Source organism: uncultured Alcanivorax sp. (genome assembly GCF_947258575.1).
GTDB lineage: Bacteria > Pseudomonadota > Gammaproteobacteria > Pseudomonadales > Alcanivoracaceae > Alcanivorax.
The window spans coordinates 121913-148894 of sequence record NZ_CAMYIV010000002.1 but is presented as its reverse complement, the minus strand read 5'-3'; the positions used below and the strand labels follow the sequence as shown (position 1 = coordinate 148894).

At 60.0% G+C, this 26982-nt stretch carries 24 protein-coding genes; 8 read left to right on the top strand and 16 right to left on the bottom strand.

Going from position 1 to position 26982, the window contains the following annotated elements; all coding sequences use genetic code 11:
• Positions 1-572 precede the first annotated feature (572 nt).
• Positions 573-3764 (top strand): ribonuclease E, encoded by a 3192-nt coding sequence (rne, locus tag Q0Y02_RS00820; protein WP_297762984.1) that lies wholly within the window; start codon positions 573-575, stop codon positions 3762-3764.
• A gap of 282 nt (positions 3765-4046) precedes the next feature.
• On the opposite strand, the gene murB is transcribed toward rne, so the two are convergent.
• The 8 genes from murB to Q0Y02_RS00780 form a co-directional block, all read right to left on the bottom strand.
• The gene (gene murB, locus Q0Y02_RS00815; RefSeq protein WP_297762982.1) at positions 4047-5078 is read right to left on the bottom strand and encodes a UDP-N-acetylmuramate dehydrogenase; all 1032 of its coding nucleotides are present in this window, start codon (positions 5076-5078) and stop codon (positions 4047-4049) included.
• Positions 5075-5548 (bottom strand): low molecular weight protein-tyrosine-phosphatase, encoded by a 474-nt coding sequence (locus Q0Y02_RS00810; protein WP_297762980.1) that lies wholly within the window; start codon positions 5546-5548, stop codon positions 5075-5077. Before Q0Y02_RS00810 ends, murB begins: the two co-directional genes overlap by 4 nt.
• Entirely contained in the window at positions 5545-6303 is a 759-nt protein-coding gene (gene kdsB, locus Q0Y02_RS00805; protein ID WP_297762977.1) for a 3-deoxy-manno-octulosonate cytidylyltransferase, read from the bottom strand. Before kdsB ends, Q0Y02_RS00810 begins: the two co-directional genes overlap by 4 nt.
• A 165-nt stretch (positions 6304-6468) precedes the next feature.
• Positions 6469-7452, bottom strand: a complete 984-nt coding sequence (gene lpxK, locus Q0Y02_RS00800) for a tetraacyldisaccharide 4'-kinase (protein ID WP_297762974.1) — start codon at positions 7450-7452, stop codon at positions 6469-6471.
• A 7-nt stretch (positions 7453-7459) separates the two neighbouring features.
• Complete coding sequence (msbA, locus tag Q0Y02_RS00795) at positions 7460-9202, bottom strand: lipid A export permease/ATP-binding protein MsbA (RefSeq protein ID WP_297762969.1); 1743 nt, start codon at positions 9200-9202, stop codon at positions 7460-7462.
• A complete protein-coding gene (locus tag Q0Y02_RS00790) occupies positions 9199-9624 on the bottom strand; it encodes a biopolymer transporter ExbD (RefSeq protein WP_035247299.1) in 426 nt (141 codons plus the stop codon). The genes msbA and Q0Y02_RS00790 overlap by 4 nt, the downstream gene beginning before the upstream one ends.
• The gene (locus Q0Y02_RS00785; protein ID WP_297762965.1) at positions 9621-10250 is read right to left on the bottom strand and encodes a MotA/TolQ/ExbB proton channel family protein; all 630 of its coding nucleotides are present in this window, start codon (positions 10248-10250) and stop codon (positions 9621-9623) included. Before Q0Y02_RS00785 ends, Q0Y02_RS00790 begins: the two co-directional genes overlap by 4 nt.
• Positions 10251-10306: 56 nt before the next feature.
• Complete coding sequence (locus Q0Y02_RS00780) at positions 10307-12532, bottom strand: DNA internalization-related competence protein ComEC/Rec2 (protein ID WP_297762963.1); 2226 nt, start codon at positions 12530-12532, stop codon at positions 10307-10309.
• A 298-nt stretch (positions 12533-12830) separates the two neighbouring features.
• Between Q0Y02_RS00780 and Q0Y02_RS00775 the strand changes: the two genes are divergently transcribed.
• Positions 12831-13409 carry a DUF2062 domain-containing protein gene (locus Q0Y02_RS00775; protein ID WP_297762960.1) on the top strand — a complete coding sequence of 193 codons (579 nt, stop codon included), beginning with the start codon at positions 12831-12833 and terminating at the stop codon, positions 13407-13409.
• Here the strand turns inward: Q0Y02_RS00775 and lolD are convergent.
• Together lolD and Q0Y02_RS00765 are read right to left on the bottom strand one after the other, a co-directional pair.
• On the bottom strand, positions 13389-14096 hold the full coding sequence (gene lolD / locus Q0Y02_RS00770) for a lipoprotein-releasing ABC transporter ATP-binding protein LolD (RefSeq protein ID WP_297762957.1): 708 nt from the start codon (positions 14094-14096) through the stop codon (positions 13389-13391). The two genes, Q0Y02_RS00775 and lolD, sit on opposite strands and share 21 nt — an antisense overlap.
• Entirely contained in the window at positions 14089-15324 is a 1236-nt protein-coding gene (locus tag Q0Y02_RS00765; protein ID WP_297762954.1) for a lipoprotein-releasing ABC transporter permease subunit, read from the bottom strand. The genes lolD and Q0Y02_RS00765 overlap by 8 nt, the downstream gene beginning before the upstream one ends.
• 169 nt (positions 15325-15493) lie before the next feature.
• Here Q0Y02_RS00765 and Q0Y02_RS00760 point away from each other — a divergent pair, with 169 nt between their 5' ends.
• From Q0Y02_RS00760 to yecR, 4 genes are all read left to right on the top strand, one after another.
• Complete coding sequence (locus tag Q0Y02_RS00760; protein WP_297762952.1) at positions 15494-16420, top strand: hypothetical protein; 927 nt, start codon at positions 15494-15496, stop codon at positions 16418-16420.
• Positions 16421-16462: 42 nt separating this feature from the next.
• Positions 16463-17470 (top strand): agmatine/peptidylarginine deiminase, encoded by a 1008-nt coding sequence (locus Q0Y02_RS00755; protein ID WP_297762950.1) that lies wholly within the window; start codon positions 16463-16465, stop codon positions 17468-17470.
• A gap of 22 nt (positions 17471-17492) precedes the next feature.
• On the top strand, positions 17493-18386 hold the full coding sequence (locus Q0Y02_RS00750; RefSeq protein ID WP_297762948.1) for a carbon-nitrogen hydrolase: 894 nt from the start codon (positions 17493-17495) through the stop codon (positions 18384-18386).
• A gap of 96 nt (positions 18387-18482) precedes the next feature.
• Positions 18483-18809 carry a YecR family lipoprotein gene (gene yecR, locus Q0Y02_RS00745; RefSeq protein WP_297762946.1) on the top strand — a complete coding sequence of 109 codons (327 nt, stop codon included), beginning with the start codon at positions 18483-18485 and terminating at the stop codon, positions 18807-18809.
• 149 nt (positions 18810-18958) lie between these two features.
• Here yecR and Q0Y02_RS00740 read toward each other — a convergent pair whose 3' ends face one another.
• The 3 genes from Q0Y02_RS00740 to Q0Y02_RS00730 all read right to left on the bottom strand — a co-directional run bounded on the left by Q0Y02_RS00740 (position 18959) and on the right by Q0Y02_RS00730 (position 22223).
• Positions 18959-19708 carry a polysaccharide deacetylase family protein gene (locus Q0Y02_RS00740; protein WP_297762944.1) on the bottom strand — a complete coding sequence of 250 codons (750 nt, stop codon included), beginning with the start codon at positions 19706-19708 and terminating at the stop codon, positions 18959-18961.
• Positions 19689-20867: a glycosyltransferase gene (locus Q0Y02_RS00735; protein WP_297762941.1), complete on the bottom strand. Its 1179-nt coding sequence runs from the start codon at positions 20865-20867 to the stop codon at positions 19689-19691. Before Q0Y02_RS00735 ends, Q0Y02_RS00740 begins: the two co-directional genes overlap by 20 nt.
• Positions 20868-21068: 201 nt before the next feature.
• Entirely contained in the window at positions 21069-22223 is a 1155-nt protein-coding gene (locus Q0Y02_RS00730; RefSeq protein ID WP_297762936.1) for a sulfotransferase, read from the bottom strand.
• A 134-nt stretch (positions 22224-22357) separates the two neighbouring features.
• Here Q0Y02_RS00730 and Q0Y02_RS00725 point away from each other — a divergent pair, with 134 nt between their 5' ends.
• The gene (locus Q0Y02_RS00725; RefSeq protein WP_297762933.1) at positions 22358-23149 is read left to right on the top strand and encodes a glycerophosphodiester phosphodiesterase; all 792 of its coding nucleotides are present in this window, start codon (positions 22358-22360) and stop codon (positions 23147-23149) included.
• Here the strand turns inward: Q0Y02_RS00725 and Q0Y02_RS00720 are convergent.
• Positions 23113-24282, bottom strand: coding sequence for a patatin-like phospholipase family protein (locus tag Q0Y02_RS00720; RefSeq protein ID WP_297762931.1), 1170 nt, complete (start codon positions 24280-24282; stop codon positions 23113-23115). The two genes, Q0Y02_RS00725 and Q0Y02_RS00720, sit on opposite strands and share 37 nt — an antisense overlap.
• A 120-nt stretch (positions 24283-24402) precedes the next feature.
• Here Q0Y02_RS00720 and Q0Y02_RS00715 point away from each other — a divergent pair, with 120 nt between their 5' ends.
• Positions 24403-25500, top strand: coding sequence for a GNAT family N-acetyltransferase/peptidase C39 family protein (locus tag Q0Y02_RS00715; protein ID WP_297762929.1), 1098 nt, complete (start codon positions 24403-24405; stop codon positions 25498-25500).
• Positions 25501-25733: 233 nt separating this feature from the next.
• On the opposite strand, the gene nqrM is transcribed toward Q0Y02_RS00715, so the two are convergent.
• Together nqrM and Q0Y02_RS00705 are read right to left on the bottom strand one after the other, a co-directional pair.
• Positions 25734-25970 carry a (Na+)-NQR maturation NqrM gene (gene nqrM, locus Q0Y02_RS00710; protein ID WP_198030647.1) on the bottom strand — a complete coding sequence of 79 codons (237 nt, stop codon included), beginning with the start codon at positions 25968-25970 and terminating at the stop codon, positions 25734-25736.
• A gap of 1 nt (position 25971) precedes the next feature.
• Entirely contained in the window at positions 25972-26982 is a 1011-nt protein-coding gene (locus Q0Y02_RS00705) for an FAD:protein FMN transferase (RefSeq protein ID WP_297762925.1), read from the bottom strand.

Below are 26982 nucleotides of genomic sequence, written 5' to 3'. Positions count from 1 at the left end.
ACTATTCACTGTTCACTGCCCCCCTTCCTATCTGATTGATCCCCCTTGTCTTTTGCTGCTATAGTCAAGCGTCGACCTGAATATAGGCGACGGCGACGCGCAGCGAACATTCGCCGTCTGGCCCACTCCGGCATAGCCGAGAAGACAGAGCCCGCCTCAGGTCTACAATAAAGCGTTAACGCCCATTCGCAGATTGCAGTGTGGGCAAACGCTGCAGATGAACCCGTTTAAACAGCGTCCGATGACGGACCCTGAACATTAACGATGGTGGCTGCAGCGCCGGTCAAACGACCTGGAAAACAGACAGACAAGAGTTTACACATTGCTGTGTGACGACAAACCACGGCAATCGCGTGAAGCATTACAGGCTGGCCCATTGCCAGTACGATTACGCACTAAACATTGCACACAACTCGGAGAGCCGCTGACTCAGGCACTATAATCACCCAGGAAAGCGATTAAACACGCCCCGCGTGCGCCCTGCCCGTGACAAGCCTGCCAGCACTCCCCCTGGTCTGCTACCGGTTACATTCCGGCCCTGCCTCATGCCACCACAAACTTGTGGTAGCACCATGAAACGTATGCTTATTAACGCCACTCACCCTGAAGAGGTTCGGGTGGCACTGGTCGACGGCCAACGGCTGTATGACCTGGATATCGAACACAGAACCCGTGAACAGAAAAAAGCCAACATCTATAAAGGCAAGATCACCCGGGTGGAACCGTCCCTGGAAGCCGCGTTTGTAGACTTCGGCGCTGAGCGTCACGGCTTTCTTCCCCTCAAGGAAATTTCCCGCCAGTACTTCCAGAAAGACCCGAAAGACATCCAGGGTCGCATCAACATCAAGGAAGTGATCAAGGAAGGTCAGGAAGTCATCATCCAGGTGGCCAAGGAAGAGCGTGGTAACAAGGGCGCCGCCCTCACCACCTTCATCAGCCTGGCCGGTCGTTATCTTGTATTGATGCCCAACAACCCCCGTGCCGGTGGCATTTCCCGTCGCATTGAGGGCGAAGAACGCCAGCAGCTCAAGGAAGCCCTGGGCGCGCTGACCATCCCCGATGAAATGGGTGTGATCGTGCGTACCGCCGGACTGGGCCGCAGCGCCGAGGAACTGCAGTGGGATCTTAACTACCTGCTCAAGCTGTGGAACTCCATTGACGATGCCTCCCAGGATCGCAAGGCACCCTTCCTGATCTATCAGGAATCCAACGTTATCATCCGTGCCATCCGCGACTACCTGCGCAAGGACATCGGCGAAGTCCTGATCGACTCCAAAAAAGTCTACGACGAAGCCCAGGGCTTCGTGCAGCAGGTGATGCAGGACTTCCAGCACAAGATCAAACTGTACAGCGACGAAACCCCGCTGTTCTCACGCTTCCAGATCGAGTCCCAGATCGAGACCGCCTTTGAGCGTGAAGTGAAACTGCCTTCCGGTGGCTCCATTGTTATCGACCCTACCGAAGCGCTGGTGTCCATCGACATCAACTCCTCCCGTGCCACCAAGGGCGCGGACATCGAGGAAACCGCCCTGAACACCAACCTGGAAGCGGCAGATGAAATCGCCCGCCAGTTGCGGTTGCGCGATATCGGCGGCCTGATCGTAGTGGACTTCATCGACATGGGTCCGGCCCGCAACCAGCGGGACGTGGAAAATCGCATGCGCGATGCCCTGGAGGCCGACCGCGCCCGCATCCAGCTGGGTCGCATTTCCCGCTTCGGTCTGCTCGAACTGTCCCGTCAGCGGCTGCGCCCGAGCCTGGGGGAAACCTCCAGCATTGTCTGCCCGCGCTGTAACGGTCAGGGCCACATTCGTGATGTGAAATCCCTGGCTCTGAGCATCCTGCGCCTCATTGAAGAAGAGGTGATGAAAGAGCGCACCGGCGAGATCCAGGCCCAGGTGCCGGTGGCCGTGGCCACCTACCTGCTCAATGAGAAGCGTGAGCCCCTGCGCGCCATCGAAGATGCGCACAATGTTCGCGTGGTCATCATCCCCAACCAGAATCTGGAAACCCCGCATTTCGAGGTAGAACGGATTCGTGATGATCAGACCATCGCCCAGCCCAGCCATGAACTGGAACTGCTGGAAGGGAACAAGGATGCGGATATCGCCTCCGCCCAGGACACCGAAATCAAGACCCAGGAGCCGGCCGTCAAACTGATGGCGCCGGACACCGCCCCGCCGCCGCCGAAACCGGCTCCGGCACCCGCGGCTACCACGACAGAAAATCTGGGCATCCTGGCCCGTTTCTTCACCTGGCTGGCGCAGATCTTTACCAGCGAGCCCAAGCAGCCCAAGGCCAAGAAACCCCAGCCCCAGGGCAAGGGTAGCCCGCGCCAGCAGAACACCCGCGGTGGTCGTGGCGGCAACAACCGCAACCGTAACGACAACCGTAACAAGCAGGATGCCAGCAAGAGTGGCGGCAAGGGTGGCGATAACGATAATCGCAACCCGCGCAACAAACGCCAGAACGACAAGGACGGTGGCAATCGCAAGAGCGACAACCGCCAGTCTGATAATCGTGGCGACAACCGTTCTGCAGAGCGCTCCGGCGACAACAAGGACGACAACCGCAACGAGCGTCGCGGCCGTAACGACAATCGTCGTAACCGCAACGACAACCGTGGCGGCGACAACCGTAACGACGGTCGTAGCAATGAAGGCCGCAATGACGGTCGCAACGACAACAAGGGCGACAAGAGCGATGGCGGCAACAAGCCACGTAACAAGAAGCCCCAGCAGCAGGACAACACCGAAGGCAACAGCGACAGCAAGGGCCCCAAGGCGCCCCGTCGCAACGAGGCCAAGGATGACCGTCCGCTGCGCGAACGTCAGCGTCCGGCAAAATCCGCAGCCAATGGCGACAAGCCCGCTGGCGAGCAGAAGGCCCAGCCGGCCCGCAACGTAAAGCAGGACGACAAGCCGCAATCGACTCGCGCCCCTGCCCAGCCAACGGTGATGGACAACGAAGGCCATCCGCCGGCGAAGCTGGTTCCGGCACAGGAACCGACTGCTGGTGAGCAGCCTCAGGCAGCTACCAAGGTTGAGAAAACCGAGAAAGCTGAGACTGAAAGCGCTGCCAAGCCTGCACAGCCGCAGGAAACGGCCAAAGCCGAAACGGTAGAGAAAGACGCCAACGCGCAAACAGCAGAGCAGCCTGCCGCCCCGGCCCCGGTTGCGGAAAAGCCGCAAGCGCCGAAAGCAGAGCCGCAACCCGAGCAGCAGGTAAAGGAAGAGCCGCCAGTAAAAGCTCAGGCGGAACCGCAAGCTGAAGCGCCCGAGAAGCGGGAAGAAAAACCGGCAGCGCCAGCGCCTGCTGCAGAGAAACCCGCCCAGGAAGCTGACGCTCACCAGGCCGAAACACCGAAAGCCGACGAGCCCAAAGCAGAGCAGCCCGCAGCTGCACAAGCCCCTGCTCCGGCTAAAGCGGAAGACAAGCCTGCTGCCAGCAAACCAGTGGCAGAAGAAAGCGCCGCCGAGGAGGATGCCACGGTCAGAGCCAGCAATGATCCGCGTCAACCGGGCTACCAGCGCACCGCGCCGGCTCCCCGTGAAGCGGAACAGCCGAAAGAGGCCCCCAAGCCAGAAGCCAATGAGCTACCCAGCCGGGCCACCGAGGTGAAAGCGGTACGTGCAGAAGCCAAACCCGCCGCCGCAGAAATGGGCCGGGCCAGCAACGACCCGCGCCAGCGCCGCCGGCAGCAGCAGGCAGAAGCGGCAGCCGCCGCCAAAGCTGCAGAAGAGGACGCTTCCTCGGAATCCTGAGGTAAGCTGATACTTCGCCCATAAAAAAAGCCCCGCTCTTTAGCGGGGCTTTTTTTATGGGTACTGCTCCCAGCATCTTTCCAAGACGTAGGGTGCACTGAGCCTAAGGCGAACTGCACCAACCCGGCGTTCGAATGGTGCAGTTCGCTTTAGGCTCAGTGCACCCTACGCAATCTGTGACGGCAGGGAGGAATTCAGTATCTGACGTTCCGTTGCAGGAGGGAGCCTGCAGCCGAACCTTCGCGTGCAAGCACGCTCCTAGAGCGGCTCAGTTGCGCGCTTCTACGGTAGCAGGATCGGTTCCTGCTCCAGGCTGACACCAAAACGCTCCCACACATCCCGACGCACGGCAGACGCCAGTGCCAGCACATCCTCGCTGGTAGCGCCACCATGATTGACCAACACCAGGGCTTGCTCACTATGCATGCCCACGGGCCCCAACCTGCGACCCTTCCAACCAGCCTGCTCGATCAGCCAGCCAGCGGCCAGCTTGATGCCCTCGGGCTGCTCGTAGCCCACCAGACCCGGAAAGCTCTTTTTCAGTTGCCCCGCCTTGTCGATACTCACCACCGGGTTCTTGAAAAAACTGCCGGCATTGGGCAGTACCGCTGGGTCGGGCAATTTGCTCTGGCGCACGGCAATCACCCGCTCACGGACGGCTGCCGGCAACACATCCTCCACGGGCAGATGGCCAAAGTGATCCTTGAGGGGGCCATAACTCACATTGCAGGCCGGCACCTTGTTAAGGCGCAACTCGATACCGGTAATCACATAGCGGCCCCGGTCGCGGCTCTTGAAGCGGCTGTCCCGGTAAGCGAATTCACAGTCGCCAGCGGCAAAGTGCGTCACCCGGCCCGTGGCCACTTCCATTACCGTGACCTGTTCCAGCACCTGGGACAGCTCCACCCCATAGGCACCAATATTCTGGAATGGTGCCGCCCCGGCAGTGCCGGGAATCAGCGACAGGTTTTCCAGCCCCTGCCAGCCCTGCTCCACCGTCCAGGCCACCAGGTCATCCCAGTGCACCCCGGCCCCGGCGGCGACCCAGACGAACTGCGCGTCCTCTTTCACCCAGGCCATACCGTCCATGGCCGGACACAGCGTAAGACCGGGCAAATCGTCATTGATAACCAGATTGCTGCCCTCGCCGATCACCTGTAACGGCTCGGCCGGGTCACGCTCGGCCAGCACCTGTTCCAGGGCATCCAGGGTCGCCGGCCTGGCCAGTCGTCGGGCACGGGCAGGCAGGCGCAGGGTATTGAGTGCGCTCAAATCCGCATCCGCTTCCACTAACGGTGGCTGGGGCTGACTCATAGGCGCTCTCGCAGTGCATCCAGCAGTCCATCGGCACCGCCTTCAATCAAATCCAGCACCCGGTCAAAGCCGTCCTCGCCCCCATAGTAGGGGTCCGGCACTTCACGCACTGACGCCCCGCTGGAGTAGTCCAGAAAGCGCCCCAGGGTCACGGTCACATCCGATGGCTGCATGGCCTGCAGATCCGCCAGGTTGGCATTGTCCATGGCCAGCACCACGTCAAACTCGTAGAAATCCTGCGGGCCCACCTGTCGAGCGCGCAGGGAATCCATCTGGTAGCCCCGGCGGGCCGCCGCTTCCCGGGTACGAGGATCCGGGGCGCGACCGATATGCCAGTCTCCGGTGCCGGCGCTGTCGATACGGATTTGCTCTTGCAGGCCAGCGGCAATGACACGCTCACGAAAGACCGCTTCAGCGGTGGGCGAGCGGCAGATATTACCGAGACAAACAAAAAGCACAGAAACTGTCATGCCCGCCCTCCCAGCGCCGCGCGCAGACGTTCCAGATCCGCTTGCGTATCCACACCACCCGGTACTACCTCAATGGCCGGTGCCACATGAATGGCAACACCATTGGCCATAGCCCGCAGCTGCTCCAGGGATTCCAGTTGTTCCAGTTTGGCCGGGGGCCACTGCACATACTGGTGCAAGAAAGACACCCGATAGGCATAGATGCCGATATGCCGCCACCATTGGCCGCCACTGATATCCCGGCCGCCTTCGGCAAAGGCATCGCGATGCCAGGGAATCGGCGCCCGGGAAAAATACAGCGCTCGACCATCATCATCGAACACCACTTTCACCACATTGGGGTTGAACAGATGATCGGCATCTTCGATAGGTTCACACAGGGTGGCCATCTGACAGGCAGGATTGGCGGCCAGGTTGGCAGCCACCTGGTTAATCACCGACGGCGGGATCAGAGGCTCGTCACCCTGCACATTGACAATGATATCGTCATCGGCCAATTCCAGCTTGGCGGCCACCTCTTGAAGACGGTCGGTACCGGAGGGGTGATCCTCCCGGGTCATTACCACCGGCACCTGCCCCTCCAGGGCCTCGGCGATCCGGCTGTCATCGGTGGCCACATAGACCTGCCCCGCCTCGCTCTGCTGACAACGCTCGGCCACCCGCACCACCATGGGCTTGCCGGCGATATCCGCCAGCGGCTTGCCCGGCAAACGGGTCGATGCATAACGGGCAGGCACCACCACATAAAAACTCATCAGAAAACCTCTTTCAAAAAAGCTGCAAGCTTCAAGCCGCAAGCTACAACGCGATCAGAAGGTTGTTGTTTCTGAAACGCATCAGCCGCGACCAAAGATTAAGCGCGGCCAGCAACGCTCACAATAAAACAAAGCCCATTCCGCGTTGTAGCTTGCAGCTTGTAGCTATTCCTTTCCCAGCGCCCGGTCCAGCATCTGCTCCAGCAACCCTTCCGGCAGACTGGCCGTCACCGGCAGGTACCACCAGTGTGGCTCGGCGAAGGGGGCGCATTTTACCGCATCCTTTTCGGTCATCAGCACCGGCAGACCATCGGCAAACGCCAGGTCCGCTGGCTGGAAAGCATGATGATCAGGAAATACATGGGGGGTAGTACTCAGGCCGAGAATGCTGAGCAGATTGAAAAACCGCTTGGGATTGCCGATGCCCGCCACCGCATGAACCTGGGGATGGTCGCGCAGGAAAGTCTGATGATCCAGCGTTTCCCCGGTAGCCAGCGAGGTGATATCCGCAGGGCGCATGATCATCGGATGCGCCCCGCTCCAGCCACCGCCGGTGCTGACCACGAAATCCACTTCCTTGAGGCGGGTGGCCGGCTCGCGCAGGGGGCCTTCCGGCAGGCAGCGGCCATTACCCAGACCCCGCTGGCCATCGACCACAACAATTTCCGCGCTGCGCGGCAGAGCATAATGCTGCAAACCGTCATCGCTGATCACCAGATCCGGGGCATGGTCACGGATGGCCACGTCCAGGGCGTTGCGGCGGTCCGGGTCCAGAATCACCGGCACCCCGGTGCGGCGGGCAATCAGCACCGGCTCATCGCCCACTTCCAGGGCATCGCTGTCGGCAGTAACCAGAAGGGGGTATTGATCGGTCTTGCCACCGAACCCCCGGGACACCACTGCCACCTTCAATCCACGGGCAACGGCGGCCTGCACCAGGGCAATCACCAGCGGTGTCTTGCCGGTGCCGCCCACGGTGATATTGCCAACCACCAGTACCGGCACCGGCGGCGCCGGCTTTTCCTTGCGAAACCGTTGCAGCCGTCGCTTGGCTTCCAGGGACACCAGCATGGATAACGGCCGCAGCGGCACCAGCCAGGGGCTACCCTTGTACCAGCCCTGTTGAATCCATTCGCTCAGAGAGCCCATGGCCAACCTACTCCTCGGCAAAATCCATGCGGTACAGCTGGGTGTAAAGACCATTCCTGTCCAGCAGCTCCTGATGGGAGCCTTGCTCGATCAGCTGCCCCTGATCCAGCACCAGAATCCGGTCGGCCTTTTCAATAGTGGAGAGACGGTGGGCAATTACCAGCGTGGTTCTCCCGGCCATGACCTGTTCCAGCGCCTGCTGGATATGGTGCTCGGATTCCGTATCCAGGGCACTGGTGGCCTCGTCCAGAATCAGAATCGGTGCGTCTTTCAACAACGCGCGAGCAATGGCAATTCGCTGGCGCTGGCCACCGGAAAGTTGCACCCCGTCCTGCCCAAGCCGGGTATCCAGGCCATACTCCAGCTGCTCGATAAAGCGCCAGGCATGAGCGTCACGGGCGGCCTGTTCAATCGCTGCATCATCCACGCCACGAAGCTCACCATAGGCGATGTTGTTGCGCACGGTATCGTTGAACAGCACCACCCGCTGACTGACCATGGCAATCTGGTGACGCAGGTCGGTAAGCTGGATTTCCGGCAGCGGTACGCCATCAAGCAGAATGCGGCCCTGATCCGGATCGAAGAAGCGGGGCAACATGGCACTGATGGTGCTCTTCCCTGCCCCGGATCGCCCGACCAGTGCCACGGTTTCACCGGACTTGATGGAGAAACTCAGATTCCTGAGAACCGGTTGCGCCGGATCATAACCATAGGTGACGCCGTCAAACTCGATATCCCCACGTGCCTTGGTTGGCAGTACATAGGTACCGGCATCCTCTTCCTGTTCGGTATCCAGCAATTCGAACAGACTGGACGCACCGGTCACCCCACGCTGCACTTTCACGTTCACATCCGTGAGCTGCTTGAGCGGTTTCTGGATCATGCCGGCAGCGGCGATATAGGACAGAAACCCACCCACGGAAAGATCTTCGCCCATCAGGTTTATGTAGAGAAAGGTGATCGCACCGATGCCCACTGCCACAAACAACTGCACGATCACCGTGCTGGCAATCTTGCTGGCGTTGAGTTTCACATTCTGCTTGGCAAAGCTGCGGCTGACGCCGTGAAAACGATCGGCTTCCTGCTCCTGGGCACCAAAGATTTTCACTTCCCCACTGCCCTCGATAGCTTCGCCGAGAAAATGGGTAATGTTGGCCATGGAAGACTGGATACGACGACTGATCTTGCGAAAGCGCTTGCTGGTGACATTCACCACCAGAGCAATCAATGGCGCCACTGCCACCAGGATCAGAGTCAGCTTCCAGTTCTGCCAGAGCAAAAAGGAGGTCAGCCCAATCACCGTAAGCCCTTCGCGGATAATCACGATGATGGCATCGGTACCGGCACTGGTGACCTGCTGGGCGTCGAAAATGATTTTCGACATGATGCGCCCGGACGCATTGCGATGATATTCCGACTGAGGCAAACGCAGCACATGGCCAAAGACGTCATTGCGTAATACATACACCAGCTGCTGGGCCACCCAGTTCATGGAGTAGCTGCCCATGAACTGGCCCAGGCCCTGGAAAATCACCAGTACCAGTGGCGCGATAGATACCAGTAGGACCCGGGTCTCAGTGGGCTCGACAATGGTTTCACCAAGGAAGCCGGCAAGCTGGGCAGCGCCGGCCTGAGTCGCCGCGTAGAGCGCATAACCAATGACGCTGATGACCAGCATCAACCAGTACGGTCGAACATAACTGAGCAGCCGCTTGTAGGTCGGCCACACGTCCACAGAGGATTGACTCATTGTGCCTCGTTGGGAGATTCGCGAGTAGTGAGCGACAGCTTAACAAAACCCAGCTGTCCGGCCACGTCATAAACGCGAACCACCGACTGATAGGCCACATTGGCATCCGCATAGATTTGCAGCGGCAAGTCGGTTTTTTCCTGCCCCAGTTTCAGCAGCGCGGTGCGCAGCGTCTTGCTATCACTGGCCGCCAGCTTTTCGCCATTGACCAGATAATCGCCGGTCGACGTGATCGTCACCTCCACCTGGTCCGAAGACTGCGCCAACGGCGCCGCTTCAGCCTCCGGCAACGTGATGGACAACTGGGTCTTGTCATCAAACGTGGTAGAAACCATGAAAAAAATCAGCAGCAGGAACACCACATCAATCAGTGGTGTCAGGTTAACGCTGATTTCCTCCTGGCTGGGCCGGGGAAACTTCACGCCTTGCCCCCCGGATCCGCCTCACGATCACCGTGTACCAGATCCACCACATGTACGGCGCTTTGCTCCAGTTCCATGGTGATTTCTTCCACGCGACGAACAAAGAAACGGTGGAAGAAAATGGCAGGAATCGCCACCACCAGGCCAGCAGCAGTAGTCAGCAGCGCCTGGGAAATGCCGCCGGCCAACTGGGCCGCATCACCGGTGCCGTGCATCATGATGGCGGCAAACACATCGATCATGCCGATCACTGTGCCCAGCAAGCCAAGCAGCGGCGTGATCGCCGCGATGGAGCCCAGAGTGCTGAGAAACTTTTCCAGCTCATGCACCACGCTGGTGGCACTTTCCTGGATACTTTCTTTCATGATGTCGCGACCATGGCGGGCATTGGCTAACCCGGTAGCCAGAATGCGACCCAGCGGCGAGCTGTCACGCAGCTTGACCAGATTGCCCTCGTTGAGAAGACCCCGCTTGAGCAGCGTCTGCACCTGCGGCACGGTATCTGCCGGCGCCAACTTGCTCGGACGCAGGGTCCAGAAACGTTCCACCACAATGGCAAGAGCCACCACCGAACAGATCAAGATCGGGAGCATCATCCAACCCCCGGACTGCACAAGATCCTGCACCTTAACTTCTCCCCTCACTCACGGCGTCGCTTTAAGAGCGCGCGTCGGGTTAATCGTTACCAGAAACGCCAGGCCGCTGGCCGATGCCAGGGTCTTTCACGAAATTGGCGCCATGTTGTTATAAGCGGCACATTATCAGCGGCACCCCAGCGAAACACAATCATGCCATCCCGGTCGGTGCGTAGAACTGTGACCCCGGCATTGCCCAGCCGTTGCAGCACCTGCGGGTGCGGGTGATGAAAACGATTCCGATAACCGGCACTGACCAGCGCATAGGCGGGCTGCACCTGTCGCAACAGGGCTGCACTGGTACTGCTGTTGCTGCCATGGTGCGCCACCACCAGCAAATCCGTGCGCGGCAGCGAACCCAGCAATCGATATTCACTTTGTTTGCCAATATCACCGGGGATCAGCAACGATCTCCCGGCGCCGGACACCTGCAGTACACAGCTTGACTCGTTGCCCGGCACCTCCTTCGGCCCGGGCCATAGCAGCGTAAACGTCACGCCATCCCAGCCCCACTGCTGCCCCGCCCTACATGCCTCGCTATTCGGCACACGTTGCGGCTCACCGCTCAACACCGGCGCCATACCGGCTAACACCTTCATGCCACCGGCATGATCATTGTCCCCGTGGCTGATAATAATGCGATCCGGCGTCAGTCCCTGGCGGGCCAGCCACGGCAGTATAATGCGCCGGGCCATACTGTCACCGGGCCATGAAGCCCCGGTATCGTAAATCAGTAGATGCTCCCGGGTGCGCACCGCCAACGCCAGCCCCTGCCCCACATCAAACGCCACCAACTGCCACTCCCCCTCGGGTAATGACGCGGGTCGCTGACACAACCAGGGCAACAACAGGATCGGCAGCAACCGCCGTGGAAACGGCAATGCCGGCACCAGCAGCAGAGCCAGTGCCACCATCGCAAACAGCCCACTGGTTGCCGTTGGCAACGGTAACCGCCAGGCACTGGTCGAGGACGCCAGCGATGCCATCAGCCACGCAGACAACTCCGTACCGGTGGCCGCCCCCTGCACAAGCCAGCCCTGCTGCAACAGGCTACCCAGCAAGGCCAGCGGCACCACGATGCAGGTATACAAGGGGATCAGAACCAGGTTGGCCAGTGGCGCACTGATTGACCATTGCTGAAATAGAATGGCACCGAGCATAGCCATCATCACCGGCAGCAGCACGAGTAACCAGCGGGCCCCATGACTGGTCACCAGCATGGCAATGGCGGCCACGGCGCCGAACGACAACCACAGGCTTTCCGAGAGCGCCGACAGAGGAAACAGCAGCAATACCATCAGCAGCGCCACCCCGAGGCTCTTCCACAATGGCACAGACACGCGAGCACACTGCGCCACCGCCACCACCGCCAGCATGATCACCGCGCGTACTGTGGGCAGGCTGAATCCGGCCAGGGCGGCATAACCCAGTGCCGCCACCAGTGCCGGCCCCCAGGCCAGTTGCTGCAACGTAAAAGCGGTTAACCCCGGAACCAAGCGCTGCACCACCGGCCCCAGCAACCAGCGGCCCAACCACCAAAACCAACCGGCCACAATGGCGATATGCAGCCCGGAAATGGCCAGCAAGTGGGCACCACCGGTGAGCTGAAATTGTTGCCACAGCTGGCTGGACAACCTCGACCGATCACCCACCACCAGGGCCGGCAGGATCGCCCTGCCCGCCGGCGACACGGATACCTGCTCTACCACCCAGTCCGACAACCACTGTCGCCAACGATCCAGCCCCTTATCACTACCTTGCACGGTCCACGACTGCACCGTTCCCCGTGCATCAATGCCCGCAGCCAGGTCCCGCCGGGCCGCATCCACCCCGGTGACATTGTAGACGCCACGGGGGGCTTTCAGCTTCACCATCAGTGCAAGCCGCTGATCTGCCGTCACCTGCACCGGCAGCTCATAGGCATTCACCCGAATACGGTGGATCCCGGGCCAGCGGCTTGAGCCCCAAACATCCAGCGTCAGCGTCTGGCGATATCGCCAACGGCCGAAACGAAACTCGTTAATCGTGGCCGGCAGCCCCACCACCTCGCCTTGCATGGCCAGGGTTTCCCCTTCCAGGGAAGCAGGCAACCTTGCTGACACGCCACTGTGCAGTTGCACCACGCCGTAACACCACAGCAGCGGCAACCATACCAGCCAACGCCGCCCGCGCCGCCAACCCAGAACCGCTACTACCAACAGTACCGGCAGCGGCCACAACACGCCCAGCCAGCATGCTGTCGCCACCGCCGCCGATAAACACCACAATCGCATCCATGCTCCGGTGGAAAATAGTCGCTTTCTTCACGGTCAGTCTTTGTATGATGTCCAGGAGACACAAAGCCCCGTGTAGGTGTATGCCTTTTTTTCCGATCCGGGCATAATAGCCAGCCGCGGGGTGCAGCCAGGTAAGTTTCTGACGCTATCTCATGCCCGCCATGCGCCATGAAACCTCTGACGAGGCTTCCAACGCATAACACAAGTCGGGTGGTACCCCGCCTGCCGGGCACCTAAGCTGATACCGACACGACATTTACGGGATTTTCCCGACACGGTCTGCAGACGTGAGTTCATGCCAAAACGGATCTTCCGAAAATACCTGCCAAAACCGGATCGCCTGCGCGAACACAAAGCGTTGAGCTTTCTGGGTGAGGTATTGGCCGATCCGAACCTGTGGCATATCAACCGGCGCTCACTGGCCGGTGCCGCCTTTATCGGGGTATTTACTGCGCTGCTGCCCATTCCCTTGCAGATGGGCCTGGCCGCCCTGCTCGCTGTGCGCTTCCACTGCAACCTGCCGCTATCAGTGGTGCTGGTGTGGATCTCCAATCCGGTCACCTACGTACCGATTTTCTATTTCACTTACCGCATTGGCGCCTGGATGCTGGGCATGCCGCCCCATACCGGCGAAGGCATCACCGTGGCCTGGTTTGTGGAGCAGCTGGTGCCGCTATGGCTGGGGTCAGTGATTTGCGCGATGGTATTTGGCGGGCTCGCCTATGCCGCCGTGAAAGTGGCCTGGCGACTGGCCGTGGTACGCAGCTGGAATCTGCGTGCCCACCGACGCGCCAGAGTGCTGCGACGGGAAGCGCGCAAACAGGAAGAAGAAAAAACGACCGAGGGCGACGACTCAGTCGAGCCGCCGCAGTAAGCCATCATGCAGCTCGTATTGCTGCGGGCAACGGGAAGCAAATTCCCGGTCGTGGGTAACGATCATGAACGCGGTACCCAAAGTGTCGTTGAGCTCCAACATCAGTGCCTGCACCTGGGCAGCGGTTCGCTCATCCAGATTGCCGGTGGGCTCGTCCGCCATCACCAGGGCCGGCTCCGTCACCAGAGCCCGGGCAATGGCTACCCGCTGGCGCTCCCCGCCACTCAGTGCCGACGGCTTGTGCTTGAGACGATGCTTCAGCCCTACCTTCTCCAGAGTGGCCGCCGCCTTCTCCTGGCAGCTTGCCGGGCTGTCACCACGAATCAGCAGCGGCATGGCCACGTTCTCCAACGCAGTGAATTCCGGCAACAGGTGATGAAACTGGTAGACGAAGCCCAGATAGCGATTGCGCAGCTTGCCAGTGTCACGATCACTCATGGTCGCCAGCGCATTGCCAGCAATGGAGACACTGCCACGGGTTGCCCGATCCAGGCCCCCCAGTAGATTCAGCAAGGTGGACTTGCCCGAGCCGGAAGTGCCGATGATCGCCAGGATATCTCCCTGGGTCACGGTCAGATCCACACCGCTGAGCACTTCGAGCTCGTTGTTGCCTTCGTCGTAGCTCTTCACCAGTTTCTCGGCTTGCAGCACGACACCGGTGCCGGTGGCATTGCGGGAATCATTCATAACGCAGGGCCTCCGCCGGTTGCACCCGGCTGGCACGCCAGGATGGGTAAAGGGTGGCAGAAAAGCTGATCACCAGGGCAATGGAGACGATAGTGATCACGTCGGACCACTGCAGCTCCGAGGGAAGATAGTTCACAAAATAGGCGTCAAACAGGCGGGTATTGAAAGTCTTCTCCACCCACTCAGCCAGCTTGCTCACATTGGTGGCCAACAGCACACCAAGGCCAGTGCCCAGCAAGGTACCGGCAAAGCCGATGACGGTGCCCTGGACCATGAAGATACGCATGATGGTACCCGGCGAGGCCCCCAGGGTACGCAGCACTGCAATATTGCCGCGCTTCTCGGTGACCAGCATCACCTGGCTGGAAATGATATTGAACGCCGCCACTGCCACGATAAAGCTGAGCAACAGCGTCATCATGGTCTTTTCCATCTTGATGGCCTGGAACAGGTTGCCGTGGCTGCGGGTCCAGTCCCGGGTGTAGTAATTGGGGCCCAGCTCCTGCTGCAGCGTCCAGCCCATGGCCGGGGCGCTGAACAGGTCATCAAGCTTCAGCCGCACGCCCTGTACAGTCCCCGCCTGGCGGGCCAGCTTGGCAGCGTCCTGCACATTGACGTAGGCATACAGGGAATCCACTTCCGCCCGCACCCGGAATATCCCGGTGACGGTGAAACGCTTGAAACGGGGCATCACCCCGGCAGGGGAAATGGTGGCTTCCGGCAGTACCAGGGTAACCTTGTCCCCCAGTTCGGCGCCAAGACGACGGGCCAGGCCATAGCCGAGCACCATGCCAAACTCGCCGGGGGCCAGCTTTTCCAGCTCGCCCTGCTCCATGAAATCGCCAACGATGGATACCTTGCGCTCGGCCCGGGGCTCGATGCCGTTGATCATGGCACCGGCAACATTGCCACGATGGCTGAGCATGCCCTCCAGCTCCACAAAGGGCGCCACGGCTTCAATCTCATCGTGATGCCCCAGCCGGTTGGCCAGCGCCTGCCAGTCCTGGACCGGCTCGCGCCCCTGCACGGACAAATGGGTCACCATGCCAAGAATGCGCGTCTGCAATTCCCGGTCAAAACCATTCATAACGGAAAGGACCGTGATCAGTACGGCAACCCCCAGCATCAGACCCAATGCGGAAATCAGCGTAATCACGGATATAAAACTGTTGCGGGCGCGGGCGCCGGTGTAGCGCAGCCCCACATAAAAGGATAGAGGTCGAAACATGGAGCGCATTTAACCCGAAACCCGGGACAAATACCACGGCTCTGGAAAACTGCTACATTACTCATTCTGCTTTGTGAACAGTGTCCGCGCTCATGATCTAGCAAAATGGTTGAATAAGCGTCTGTAACTTTCTAATATCGAAAGAAAATACATCTCGCCGGGGGAAAAAATGAAGATAAGAATAATGACGCTGCTGGCCTCGGCAGCGCTGGCCATGCCTGTTACAACCCAGGCCGCAGAGGCTCCCCAGCGCGGCATGTCAGAAGCGCAGGTACGGGCAGACTTCGGTTCACCCGCCTCCGTCCGGGGCCCGGTGGGCTCACCGGCCATTACCCGCTGGAACTACGACGGCTTCACCGTCTACTTCGAAAACGGCATCAGCCTGCATACTGTGGTCGACCGCCCGGCTAGTGCCGCACCGGATGTGGTGTCCGGCACTCGGCAACTGCCTGCTATTGAGGAAACCCCAGCCGACACTGAACAGGAACAGCAAGCAGCGCCGGAGAGCGCCGCCCCGCCCATGTTCGATCCGGTAACCGGCAGCTTTGTTGGCGCGGAAACGGAACAAGACGCCCCGGCCCAGCCAGAACCTGCCACCAGCAAGACTGCAGAACCAGAAGCCTCGCAACAGGCCCCTGAACCGGCGCCAGAGTCCGAACCGACTCCCAAGCCACAAGCGAAGGTTACAGAGGATGCGCAGGAGGCGGTGACAGAACCGGCCACCCCACCCCAATCCACAGAGCAACCCCCGGCCGACGGCGAATTTCGCTTTGACCCGGTTACCGGTCGCATCATCATCGCCGGCGAAGTGACTCCCGAGCAGGCTGCCGCCAAAAAGCAGCAACAGGCCGAAGAAACCGCTGAGGCAGCAAAAGCCGAAGCCAAGCAGGTAGAAGCAAAAGCGGCTGACGCGACTGCTGATGCCGAGCAACAGACCGACCAGGCCGCCGCTGACGCAGAGCAAAAGGTCAACGAAGCCGAACAACAGGTAAAGGCCGACGTACAGGAACAGGCTGACGAGGCCGAGCAGAAGGTCGAGGAAGTGGAGGAAGAATCGCAAGGCGGCTTCTCTATTGACTGGGATGCACGCCGGTAGCAAACTCGCGCGCATCGCCCCCTCCTAGCGGACTTCCCGAGCATGCGCCGACTTCTTCCTGAATGGCACCCCCAATGGGGGGTGCTGCTGGCCTGGCCCGACACCCACACCGATTGGGTGAATCATCTGGCCGACGCCGAACACTGTTATCTGGATCTACTCGCCGCCCTGCTGGACCATCAACAGGTGCGGCTGGTATGCCGTGATACTGCCAGCGAACAACGCGTCAACACCCTCGTCGCCGATCGCGGCCTGGATACTGCCCGCCTTGAACTGATCATTGCCGATTACAACGATACCTGGGCCCGGGATTTCGGCCCTATTGCAGTGGAAGATAACGGCAACGTTGAGCTGCTGGATTACACCTTTACAGGCTGGGGCGGCAAGTTTGACGCCGACATGGACAACACCCTGAACCGTCGCCTGCCCTGGCAGCTACCACTGCACAGCCCCTCGCTGGTATTGGAAGGCGGCGCCATCGACACCGACGGCCAGGGCAATCTGCTGACCACCCGCCACTGCCTGCGCAATCCCAACCGCAACCCGGACCTGTCCGAGGCAGAACTGGTCGCATTGCTCAAGGAACAACTGGGCGTTACCGATATCTGGTGGCTGGATCACGGTGAGCTGGAAGGCGACGACACGGACGCGCATGTGGACACGCTGGCCCGCTTCGTGGATACCCGCACCATCGCCTATGTGCAATGCCGGAACCAGGCAGACAGCCACTACGCCAGCCTTGCCGCCATGGAGCACGAACTACAGACACTGGCCCGGCAACACAATCTGACACTGGTGCCCCTGCCCCTGCCCACCCCGCAGTTCAACCGGGAAGGCGAGCGGCTACCGGCCACCTATGCCAACTTCCTTATTACCAATGAGAAAATCCTGTTGCCAATCTATGGCTGCGATACGGATCAGCAGGCCATTGATGCCTTGCAGAGCGTATCCGGTGACCGACAGGTGACTCCGGTAAACTGTCGGGTATTGATCGAACAACACGGCAGCCTGCATTGTGTCACCATGCAACTGCCCCGTGGCGCGGTCTGAACAAGGTTTTTAGGAGATACTCATGCGCGTGGCCGTTATCCAGCAGAAAAACCACAGTGATCTGCAAGCCAACCTGGATCATTCCCTGGCATTGGTTCGCGAGGCCGCTGACAAGGGCGCCGAGCTGGTACTTCTGCAGGAATTGCACCGCAGCCTGTATTTCTGCCAGACCGAAGACACCGCCGTGTTTGATCTGGCAGAAACCATCCCCGGCCCCAGCACCGATACGCTGGGGGCGCTGGCCAAAGAACTGGGCATTGTCATCGTCGGCAGCCTGTTCGAAAAGCGAGCCACCGGCCTCTATCACAACACCGCCGTGGTGCTGGAAAAAGACGGCAGCCTGGCTGGCATCTATCGCAAGATGCACATTCCTGATGATCCGGGCTTCTACGAGAAGTTCTACTTCACCCCCGGTGATGCCGACTTCAACGATGGCCGTAGCGGCTTCAGCCCTGTCGAAACCAGTGTCGGCAAACTGGGCCTGTTGGTCTGCTGGGATCAGTGGTACCCGGAAGCCGCGCGGCTGATGGCCCTGGCCGGTGCCGACCTGCTGCTCTACCCCACCGCTATCGGTTGGGACCCCAGTGACGATGACGGGGAAAAACACCGTCAGCTCAACGCCTGGATCACCATCCAGCGTGCCCACGGCATCGCCAATGGATTGCCAGTACTGGTCGCCAATCGCACCGGCTTCGAACAAAGCCCTGAAGATGACGGTGGCATCCAGTTCTGGGGTAACAGCTTTGTTTGCGGTCCCCAGGGCGAGTTCCTGGCCCAGGCAGACAATGATAGCGAACAGGTGCTACTCGCCGACGTGGACATGCAGCGCAGCGAGTCCGTACGCCGCATCTGGCCCTATCTGCGTGACCGGCGAGTGGATGCCTACGGCGATCTGACCAAACGGTATCGGGATTGACCCGACCCGGTCGACAACATTACAGAAAGCCCCTTGAGGCCAATGCTCACGGAAAGTACTTTTCCCGTTTTTCCGCTATTTAATATGGAGCGCACAATGACACGCCTATCCGTTCTCTTCGCAGCCGCCTTGCTCGCCGGCTGCGCTGCCCCCTCTGCCATGATGGTCAGTGATGGCAACCAGTCCGAAGGCACCGTGGTCATGTCCTATGACTACAGCCTGATGCAAAGCCCCAAGGTGGACTGGCAACAGGGCCTGCAGAAAGCCAGCGCACAGTGCCAGAGCTGGGGTTACAACGGCGCTCTGCCCTCTGACACACCCAGCAAATCCTGCAAGACAGAAACCCAGGATGGCGATTGTATCGCCTGGACCCTGAGCACTACCTTCCAGTGCACGGCCAAGGCCCAGCAATCTCAGCAGTAAGCGTTTTCAACAAGGCCAAAGCCTGTTGATGCGGCCCAGGAGGCTGAAAGCCTCCTGATTGTTTCAAAAATAAGTGACAGCAAAAAACGAAACCGGGGCCGCCCTTTATTTCCGCACGCTCACAGCGCCGCAGACATTTATCAGAGTTATTAAAGAAGGCGGGGATCTCTTTGCAGGTCCACCGCGTCCCCGTAGGTCAGACTGGCGGATACCGACTGCGCCATCGGAATGACCTGATTGCGCAACCGCAAGGAAAGATCCTGGGGATGAATACCAATGCGCAGTGGCTGATCCGAGTGACTTGCCCTGCGCCAATTGAGATGATTAAAACCGCGCAGCAACCACTCCCGTAACGGGGTATCGGCTTCAAAGCCCACCAGCGGTAGCGGATGCATCTTTTGCGCTTGCGCATCGTAAACACCGCTCAGGGTTTCGAATAGCCGAAACGGCATGTCCGCCAGTTGTTGGCGATGAATCGCGCCCATGGCCCAGGCCGGGGGTACGTACAGCTCGCAGGGTTGCAGCCCCTGATCCACAAACCATTGGTGGCAATTGCGTATCAACGCCTCGATACCACTGGCCGACAGGGAAAGATGCTCCGCCACCCGCCGTGATAACAGCAGACTGTGCAGGCGGTGATAAAGACTGATCGGGGGCTCACAGCGATGCAGCCAGCCATGGCCGGCCAGCGGGTACCCCTGCTGCTGAAGCTGGTGCAGCCAGTCCAGATCCGCTGTTTGCCAATCCCGCCCCGGCACCACCAGCAGGGTCACCGCCTGCGGAGCCTGAGGCAGCAGAGCCAGAATCTGACTGACCTGCTGGCGGGTTTCCGGCATCACATCGTGGATGGAGACCAGAGCGCGTGGTGCCGGTAGCGGCTCAGAGGGCGCTGCGGGCATAGTTGCTGCTCAAGCGACGCAGCAGCGCCAGGGTCGGGGAAGGCAGGGAACGATTGGCGGCGGGTACCATCTGGGCACACTGGCCCAGCACTCCGGCCCAATGCTCAATAGCATCCCCATTCATGACCAATGCCGCCTGCCGGGCCTGCTTCGCCTTCAGGTCACGCACTACCGGGCTCAACGACTGCAATCGGTCCAGGGTCTGGTTCAGGCTTTCCTGGGGCTCCATGATCCACAGCCCCGCTGCCAGGGCGGGCCATTCGTTGATGCCGCAGGCCGGTGTGGTGATTACCAACCGAGCACGGGCCATGGCTTCCAGCGCCACGGTACCGAACGCTTCCACCGATGAGGGCAACACCAGCACCTGACAGCGGTCGAGAATGTCCACTACCTGCTGACGGCTACACCAGCCATGAAAGGTGAGGTTGGCGGATGCCTTGCAAGCCTGTTCCACCTTGCTGCGTAGTGGTCCGTCGCCGGCCACTTCGAATTGCAGGTCTGGCCGCGACGCCGCCAGTGCCAGGAAAGACTCGATATTCTTTTCCGCCGCCAGCCGGCCCACATAACAGACCCGCCTTACGCTGTCATGCAACCGGGTGACCGGCGTGTTCACAAACTCCCGGGCCAGCGGTGTGCCCACCAACTGCGGATTGCGGGCGCCGGCGGCGCGGGCCTGGGCGATCATGGATTCACAGATGGTGGCGGCGGTTTCACTGCCCTGGAACAGGGTGCGGTTGACCCAGTTGAGCAGCCCGCCGGCCAGCCTGGCCAGGCGGCGCCCCCAGTACAATTCCACCAGCCTGTTGTAATCGGTCTGGAAGGTGACGCAGACCGGGATGCCCCACTTGCGGGCGATCCAGTAACCGATCATGGAAAAAATACCGGGGCCGGGAATCACGATAACGTGGGGTTTCATCTCCCAGACCAGGGCGCTCAATTCACGCACCTTGGGAAAGAAGAGTCGCTGGGTGGGGTCGCCGGGGATTGGCATGGAGGCACCCTGACAGGGATGCGGTTCCTCCATGCAGGGCTGCACCAGTTCCACCTGGGCCACATGGTCCTTGAGATGCGAGACCAGGTCCTGGAAGTAGGCGCCAACGCCATTCCGACCCTTGATCGCATCCACCACAAACAGTATGCGTAGCTCTTTGGTATCCATGGGCGCCAGTATCAGCGCCACTCATGTCGATAATGTGACAGCATTGCCGCGCTATGACGGTGTAATTGCGACAAGATGTAACAGGCGTAAGAAAAAAGAATTTTTACCACAGAGGGCACAGAGTTCACCGAGGAAAAACATGGATTCACTCTGTGTTCTCGGTGCGCTCTGTGGTGAAAACGGGTTTTCTTGCGGTATCGGTCAGTCTCGTGGCGGAAGGGCAAAGCCAAAGCGTTCGTAGACCCAACCAAAGGTTTGCAGCAACTCCTCACCACTGACACCCAGGGCCTCCAGCGAGTAGTGATGATCGCTGCGGTACTGTTTTGCCTTGCGCTCTTGCGCGTCAAGTTGTTGCCGAAAAGCCGTGCCGGGTTGCCAGCCAAAGCGCTGATAAAACGCCAACACGGTGTCCGCCGGCGCCGGGGCCAGTTGTTCCATTACCGACAGCACCTGGCGTTCCGGCGGCAGGCTTGCCAGTACCTCAAGCACATGGCGATAGTAATAATCGAGCATGGCCATAAAGCCCTGGCGCCAGTACTCGGTGGTATCGCGACCATCAAACAGGCGCGCGCCAATCAGGATGGAATTGATCTGGGATGGCACCGCCGCGCTGGGGTTACGAATACAGCCGATAAAGCGGGCATCCGGGAAGGCCTCTGCGAGCGTTGCCATCCAGGGCGTGAAAGACGGGTTCTTGGACAGCAGTTGTTTATGGCTACCATGAAAATAAAGATGCCTCTGCACAAAGCGCCGGTACGCCGCGACCAGCCTCTCCTTTTCCTTGTCGGTGCCATCCCGGTCCAGATAGGTAAGACGCCACAGGGCCGGCACCGGCACGGCGAGCACCAGCAGGAAACAGCCCCACACCGGCATCAATGCCAGGTAATCTTCCTCCGGGTCCAGCAGCCCGGTCTTGTGCACGCCATCCAGGCCGCCGAGCAGGCGCCGTTCGATCCATAACAGCAAGCGCCCCGCCGGCCGGCCTATCCATCCATCAAGACGGGCAATAGCGGTCCAGAAATAGCGCTGGGTAATCGACGGAGCAAACAACAGCTCCCACAGGGCCGTGGTGGTAAAGCGTTCGTCCATGGCCAGCAGGCGATGCAGGAAGGTGGTACCGCTGCGGGGCACGCCCACCACAAAAAGCGGCTCACGCACCTGGACGCGACGAAAATCAGGAAACAGTAAATAATCCAGCAGCAGGCCCAGGCCATTGATGGCCTGCACCAGCAGGAACAGTGGCCAGAACAGCGTCATGACCAGCAGCCGCTGCAGGGAAAACCGCCCTGCCCGACCATCGTAGGCCGGCAGCCAGCTCATCACAAAAAACTGCACATAGCGTTTCAGTACTGCCAAACCGTTCTCCCGGCTATTCCATGCAGCGTGCACGCTACGCCTCACCCATGTCATAAAAATGACAATTTTCCCTCTTGTCTCCAGGTCATCGCGCTGTCATCTTTCACCAAAACAATAGTGGTATGACTATCGCGATGACAGCACCCAGCACAGCCCCTCGCCACCCGACACTGGTCGGCCATCGGGGCGCACGCGGCGAAGCCCCGGAAAATACCCTGGCCAGCTTTCAGGTGGCACTGGAGGCCGGTGTCACGGAAATGGAACTGGATGTGCGGCTCTCCGCCGACGGCCATCTGATCGTGCTGCACGACAGCGACGTCACTCGCACCACAGGCATGCGCGGCGATGTGCGCCAGTACACCCGCTCGCAACTGGGCACCATGGATGCCCGTCGTAATACCCCCGGCTGGCACAGCCCCACGGGCATTCCTTCTCTACAGGAAGTGGTGGAACTGTGTGGCCCGGCCATGCGTTTTCAGTTCGAGGTAAAAGGCGCGGATCGGGTGGTGCTGCATCAGCTGGCCCATCACCTCACTCACATGATCCATGAGCAGCAGCTGCAATCGCGGGTGGTGGTGACCTCCAGCCATACCGGTTTTCTGCGCATGATCGGCACAATGGCGCCGGATGTGGAGAGGGGTTATGTGTGTCAGTACCGCTACCTGCAACCCACCCGCCGGGCCCACGGCCTGGGCTGCAACTGGCTGATGCCCCACTATTCGCTGGTGACCCCGGCGTTAATGCGCCGGGCGCGCAAACGGGGTCTGAAGGTGTCAGTGTGGACGGTGAATGATCTCACCGAAGCGGACCGCCTTGCCCAACTGCAGGTGGATGGCATCATCACCGACTACCCCACCAGCTTTGTCAGCCATTTCCGTCGCAGCCCCCGTTATTCCTCCTCGGAAACCGCCGCACTGAGCGGCTGATCCGCGAAGAACGCCAGAATTTCTTCCTTGCGCGCCATGGCATCCTTGCGGCCCATCTCGATCAGGCTGCGGGTAAAGCCGGGCTCGAAGAGCAGATAACTCATGGCACTGGCCCCCGGCGACCGGGTGGCACCGGAGCCCCGCAGGAAGAAACGTAGCGCCCGGGGCAATTCCTTGATGTGTTCGGCGGCAATTTCGTCAATGGGCCGAGATGGGTAGATCTTCAGCACATCCACCTGTCGCAGCTGGATACCATGCTTGCGCCGGGAACGCTCACTCATGGCAGACAAGGTACGGTTGATCCGTTCCAGGCGCTCAACATCCCCTTCCAGGGTGTCCACAAAGACGCTGTTGAGCACATGGCCGAGCACCTGGGCCATGGACGGATAACCGCTTAGCTGGCGCTGATGCCCCGCACTCATGTTGCCGGACACCCCGATCACCAGCAGCCGGGACGCGCCCAGATGCAGCGCCGGGCTCAATGGCGCCAGTTGCCGCAGGGCGCCATCACCGTAATAGGCACCGTCTACCTTGCTGGCGGGAAACAGGATAGGGATGGCCGCAGACCCCAGCAGATGCTGCACATCGATGTCAGAGCGCTTACCCTTGCGACGGGCTCGCACCCATTCAGGCAATTCACTGTCACCCTGGAAAAAACTCACCGACTCACCACTGGCATAACCGGAAGCGGTGATCGCCAGCGCGCGCAAATGGCCCTGATCCAGGTTCTCGCGAATACGGCGAAAATTGATCACCAGGGTAAGCAAGCGCTGCAACGGCATATTGTCCAGCAGTGCACTGCGTTCCGGCGTCTTGCCGGTGGTGACGCCGGAAAACAGCCAGCGCACCACGGCTTTCAGCAGCGCATAGGTATCCGTGCGGTACACCTGTTCGGCGGTAATATTGGCCCAGACGCGCTCCAGCCCGCGAATCGCCGTGCGAAAATTACCGGCATTGGCGGCCAGTGACGCCGCGTTGATCGCCCCTGCGGAAGTTCCGCAGATAATCGGAAACGGATTTGGCTCCCCGCGAGGCAGCAATTCAGCAATCGCTGCCAGCACCCCGACCTGATAGGCGCCACGGGCGCCGCCCCCGGACAATATCAACCCACGAACCGGGTCCTGTTTCTGCATTTCCACCCTCCAAATTTCCACCAGTATGCCGTGGCAGACATTCTGTCACCACAGCCGCAATACCACTGGCGATCTGCCGGTTCCCTGCCTTATGCTGGGGCATCTTCTGGAACCCGCTTTATGTACCGCTTTCAGCTACGCCCCGCCACCACCGATGACCTGGACGCCCTCACCGCGCTGGAACAGCGCTGTTTCTCATCGGACCGTCTTTCCCGACGCAGCTTTCGTAAATGGCTCAAACGCCAACACAGCGGCCTGATTGTCGCCGTTGATGATGACAATGCGCTGGCAGGCTATGTGCTTGTGCTGTTGCAACCGGGCACCCGCCTGGCGCGACTCTACTCCATCGCCGTGGATCCGCAGCAACGGGGACGCAATCTGGGGGAAAAACTGATGGAAGTTGCAGAAGACTACGCCCTGCTACAGCGCCGCCCCTACCTGCGTCTGGAAGTGCGCAAGGATAACGCTGCCGCTATCGCCCTGTACGAAAAGCGCGGCTACCGCCTTTTTGCCCAGACCCCGGATTACTACGAAGACCACCAGGATGCCCTGCGCTACCAGAAGCGCCTCCTCTTCCTGCCCGATAACGCGGAACGGCTGCATTTGCCCTGGGTGCAGCAGACCACGCCATTCACCTGCGGGCCGGCCTGTCTGATGATGGCTCTGGCGGCGCTCAAGCAGCAACCACCCAGCACCACCGAAGAACTGTTGCTGTGGCGCGAAGCCACTACCATCTTCATGACCGCCGGTCACGGTGGTTGCCACCCCATGGGGCTGGCCCTGGCCGCTCGTCTGCGAGGCCTCGAAGCGCGTGTCTGGTGCAATCAGACCGGCCCGCTGTTTGTCGATTCGGTCCGTGACCCTGAAAAGAAGGCGGTGATCACCACCCTTCACAACTATTTCGTGGAGGCCTGCAAGGCTCAATCCCTGCCGGTCTGTTACGAGGATTTCAGTGCCGCGGACCTGGACGACGCCATCACCGCCGGCAACATCGTGCTGGTGCTGATCAGCACCTGGCGCCTGGATGGCCGCAAGGCCCCGCACTGGGTCGCCATCAGTGGCAGCGATGAGGAATGCTTTTATATTCACGACCCGGACCCGGGCGAGGACCAAGTCCCCCTGGACTGCCAGCATGTGCCGATCACCCGGGAAAAGTTCGACCAGATGCGCAAGTACGGCCAGGCCAAACTGCGCACGGCGGTGGTGTTGAGTGTTTAGCCTGGTGTTGGGGGTATGGTTTTTACCACAGAGGGCACAGAGTCACAGAGGTAAAACCTGATCCCTCCTGCGGCGCGTTAGCATGAAATAATTCTTCCCACGAACTTCAACCCTAGTGTTTTCTTTTTCTCAGTGAAATCTGTGCCCTCTGTGGTAAAAAATGTTTTTCCTGCCCCAAAGAGGCAGACACAAAAAAGCCCGCGCAAGGCGGGCTTTTTGCCGGAAGGCGTGAATCACATCTTCATCACGTCCTTGCCCAGGGCAGCGGCTTTTTCACCGTCCACCTTCTGAGTGTTTTCCTCACACTTGCCTCGGTCACCACCGCAGATTTCGCAGCCTTCTTTCATACCCAGAGTGGCCAGGCCACCACAGGAGCCCTTGATCGGCTTGTTGGAGAGAATCACGCCGACCGCCATGGCCGAGAAAAGCAGGCCGATAAAAATCACTGCGGCCATAATGGTCATCAACATGTTATTTCTCCTCCACGATTGCATCGAAGGCAGGCGTGGAAATTTCTTCTACGCCCTCACCTTTTCTGACAATAAAAAACACGGCCAGTTCGTGCTGTTTGGCAAACGCCATACCTGCCTCCGGGCCCAGCACGGTCATGGCAGTGGACAGACCGTCCGCCATCATGGCGCTTTCGTGCAGCACCGACACCGATGCCAGCATATGATCCACAGGATAACCGGTTCTCGGATCCAGGGTATGTGAATACAGTTGCCCATCCGATTCGAAGAAGTTGCGGTAATCGCCACTAGTGGCCACGGCCATGTCTTTGAGAACCACGACCTGTTCCACTTCCCGCACACCGGCAATCGGGCGCTCCACGGCTACCCGCCAGGGCTGACCATAGGGCTTTTTACCACTACCGCGCAACTCGCCACCCACTTCCACCAGATAGTTTTTCAGCCCCTGGCTTTCCAGCAGTTCTGCCACCTTGTCCACGGCAAAACCTTTGGCAATGGAGGACAGGTCCACATACGCCTCACCGGGCTGCAGCAGCTCATTGTCATTCAACAACAACTGTTGCCAGCCAACGCGCGCCATGGCGGCGTTGATTTCGTCCGCTGACGGCGGTTCAAAACGGTCCGGGTCCGGGCCAAATCCCCACAGATTGACCAGTGGCCCCACCGTTACGTCATAGGCCCCGCCAGTTTTTGCAGAAATACTGAACGCCGCAGACAGTACCTTGACCGTATCCTCCGGCAACGCCATCAGCGTGCCGGCGTCAGCCGCATTGAAACGACTCAGATTGGAGTCCGGCCGATAGGTGCTCATTTCTGCGTTGACCTGCTCCAGGGCGGCTTCGATATCCGCTTTCAGATCGTCTATGCCTTCCTTCGGCGTACCGCTGAACTTCACACTCCAGGTAGTACCCATGGTCGGGCCGCTGAGAACAGACAGGCGATTTTTGCTGTCGTCACAGGCGGTGAGCAGTGCAACGGAAAAAACGACAAGAGCAAAAACGAGACGGGCCAT

Excerpts from the sequence above, each read along its gene's own strand:
- Q0Y02_RS00735 (WP_297762941.1), bottom strand. The coding sequence starts at position 20,867 with ATGGATACCAAAGAGCTACGCATACTGTTTGTGGTGGATGCGATCAAG.
- Q0Y02_RS00750 (WP_297762948.1), top strand. The coding sequence starts at position 17,493 with ATGCGCGTGGCCGTTATCCAGCAGAAAAACCACAGTGATCTGCAAGCC.
- Q0Y02_RS00705 (WP_297762925.1), bottom strand. The coding sequence starts at position 26,982 with ATGGCCCGTCTCGTTTTTGCTCTTGTCGTTTTTTCCGTTGCACTGCTC.
- yecR (WP_297762946.1), top strand. The coding sequence starts at position 18,483 with ATGACACGCCTATCCGTTCTCTTCGCAGCCGCCTTGCTCGCCGGCTGC.
- Q0Y02_RS00810 (WP_297762980.1), bottom strand. The coding sequence starts at position 5,548 with ATGACAGTTTCTGTGCTTTTTGTTTGTCTCGGTAATATCTGCCGCTCG.
- rne (WP_297762984.1), top strand. The coding sequence starts at position 573 with ATGAAACGTATGCTTATTAACGCCACTCACCCTGAAGAGGTTCGGGTG.
- Q0Y02_RS00740 (WP_297762944.1), bottom strand. The coding sequence starts at position 19,708 with ATGCCCGCAGCGCCCTCTGAGCCGCTACCGGCACCACGCGCTCTGGTC.
- Q0Y02_RS00765 (WP_297762954.1), bottom strand. The coding sequence starts at position 15,324 with ATGTTTCGACCTCTATCCTTTTATGTGGGGCTGCGCTACACCGGCGCC.
- lolD (WP_297762957.1), bottom strand. The coding sequence starts at position 14,096 with ATGAATGATTCCCGCAATGCCACCGGCACCGGTGTCGTGCTGCAAGCC.
- Q0Y02_RS00775 (WP_297762960.1), top strand. The coding sequence starts at position 12,831 with ATGCCAAAACGGATCTTCCGAAAATACCTGCCAAAACCGGATCGCCTG.
- nqrM (WP_198030647.1), bottom strand. The coding sequence starts at position 25,970 with ATGTTGATGACCATTATGGCCGCAGTGATTTTTATCGGCCTGCTTTTC.
- Q0Y02_RS00715 (WP_297762929.1), top strand. The coding sequence starts at position 24,403 with ATGTACCGCTTTCAGCTACGCCCCGCCACCACCGATGACCTGGACGCC.
- murB (WP_297762982.1), bottom strand. The coding sequence starts at position 5,078 with ATGAGTCAGCCCCAGCCACCGTTAGTGGAAGCGGATGCGGATTTGAGC.
- Q0Y02_RS00780 (WP_297762963.1), bottom strand. The coding sequence starts at position 12,532 with ATGCGATTGTGGTGTTTATCGGCGGCGGTGGCGACAGCATGCTGGCTG.
- lpxK (WP_297762974.1), bottom strand. The coding sequence starts at position 7,452 with ATGGGCTCTCTGAGCGAATGGATTCAACAGGGCTGGTACAAGGGTAGC.
- msbA (WP_297762969.1), bottom strand. The coding sequence starts at position 9,202 with ATGAGTCAATCCTCTGTGGACGTGTGGCCGACCTACAAGCGGCTGCTC.
- kdsB (WP_297762977.1), bottom strand. The coding sequence starts at position 6,303 with ATGAGTTTTTATGTGGTGGTGCCTGCCCGTTATGCATCGACCCGTTTG.
- Q0Y02_RS00720 (WP_297762931.1), bottom strand. The coding sequence starts at position 24,282 with ATGCAGAAACAGGACCCGGTTCGTGGGTTGATATTGTCCGGGGGCGGC.
- Q0Y02_RS00755 (WP_297762950.1), top strand. The coding sequence starts at position 16,463 with ATGCGCCGACTTCTTCCTGAATGGCACCCCCAATGGGGGGTGCTGCTG.
- Q0Y02_RS00760 (WP_297762952.1), top strand. The coding sequence starts at position 15,494 with ATGAAGATAAGAATAATGACGCTGCTGGCCTCGGCAGCGCTGGCCATG.
- Q0Y02_RS00725 (WP_297762933.1), top strand. The coding sequence starts at position 22,358 with ATGACAGCACCCAGCACAGCCCCTCGCCACCCGACACTGGTCGGCCAT.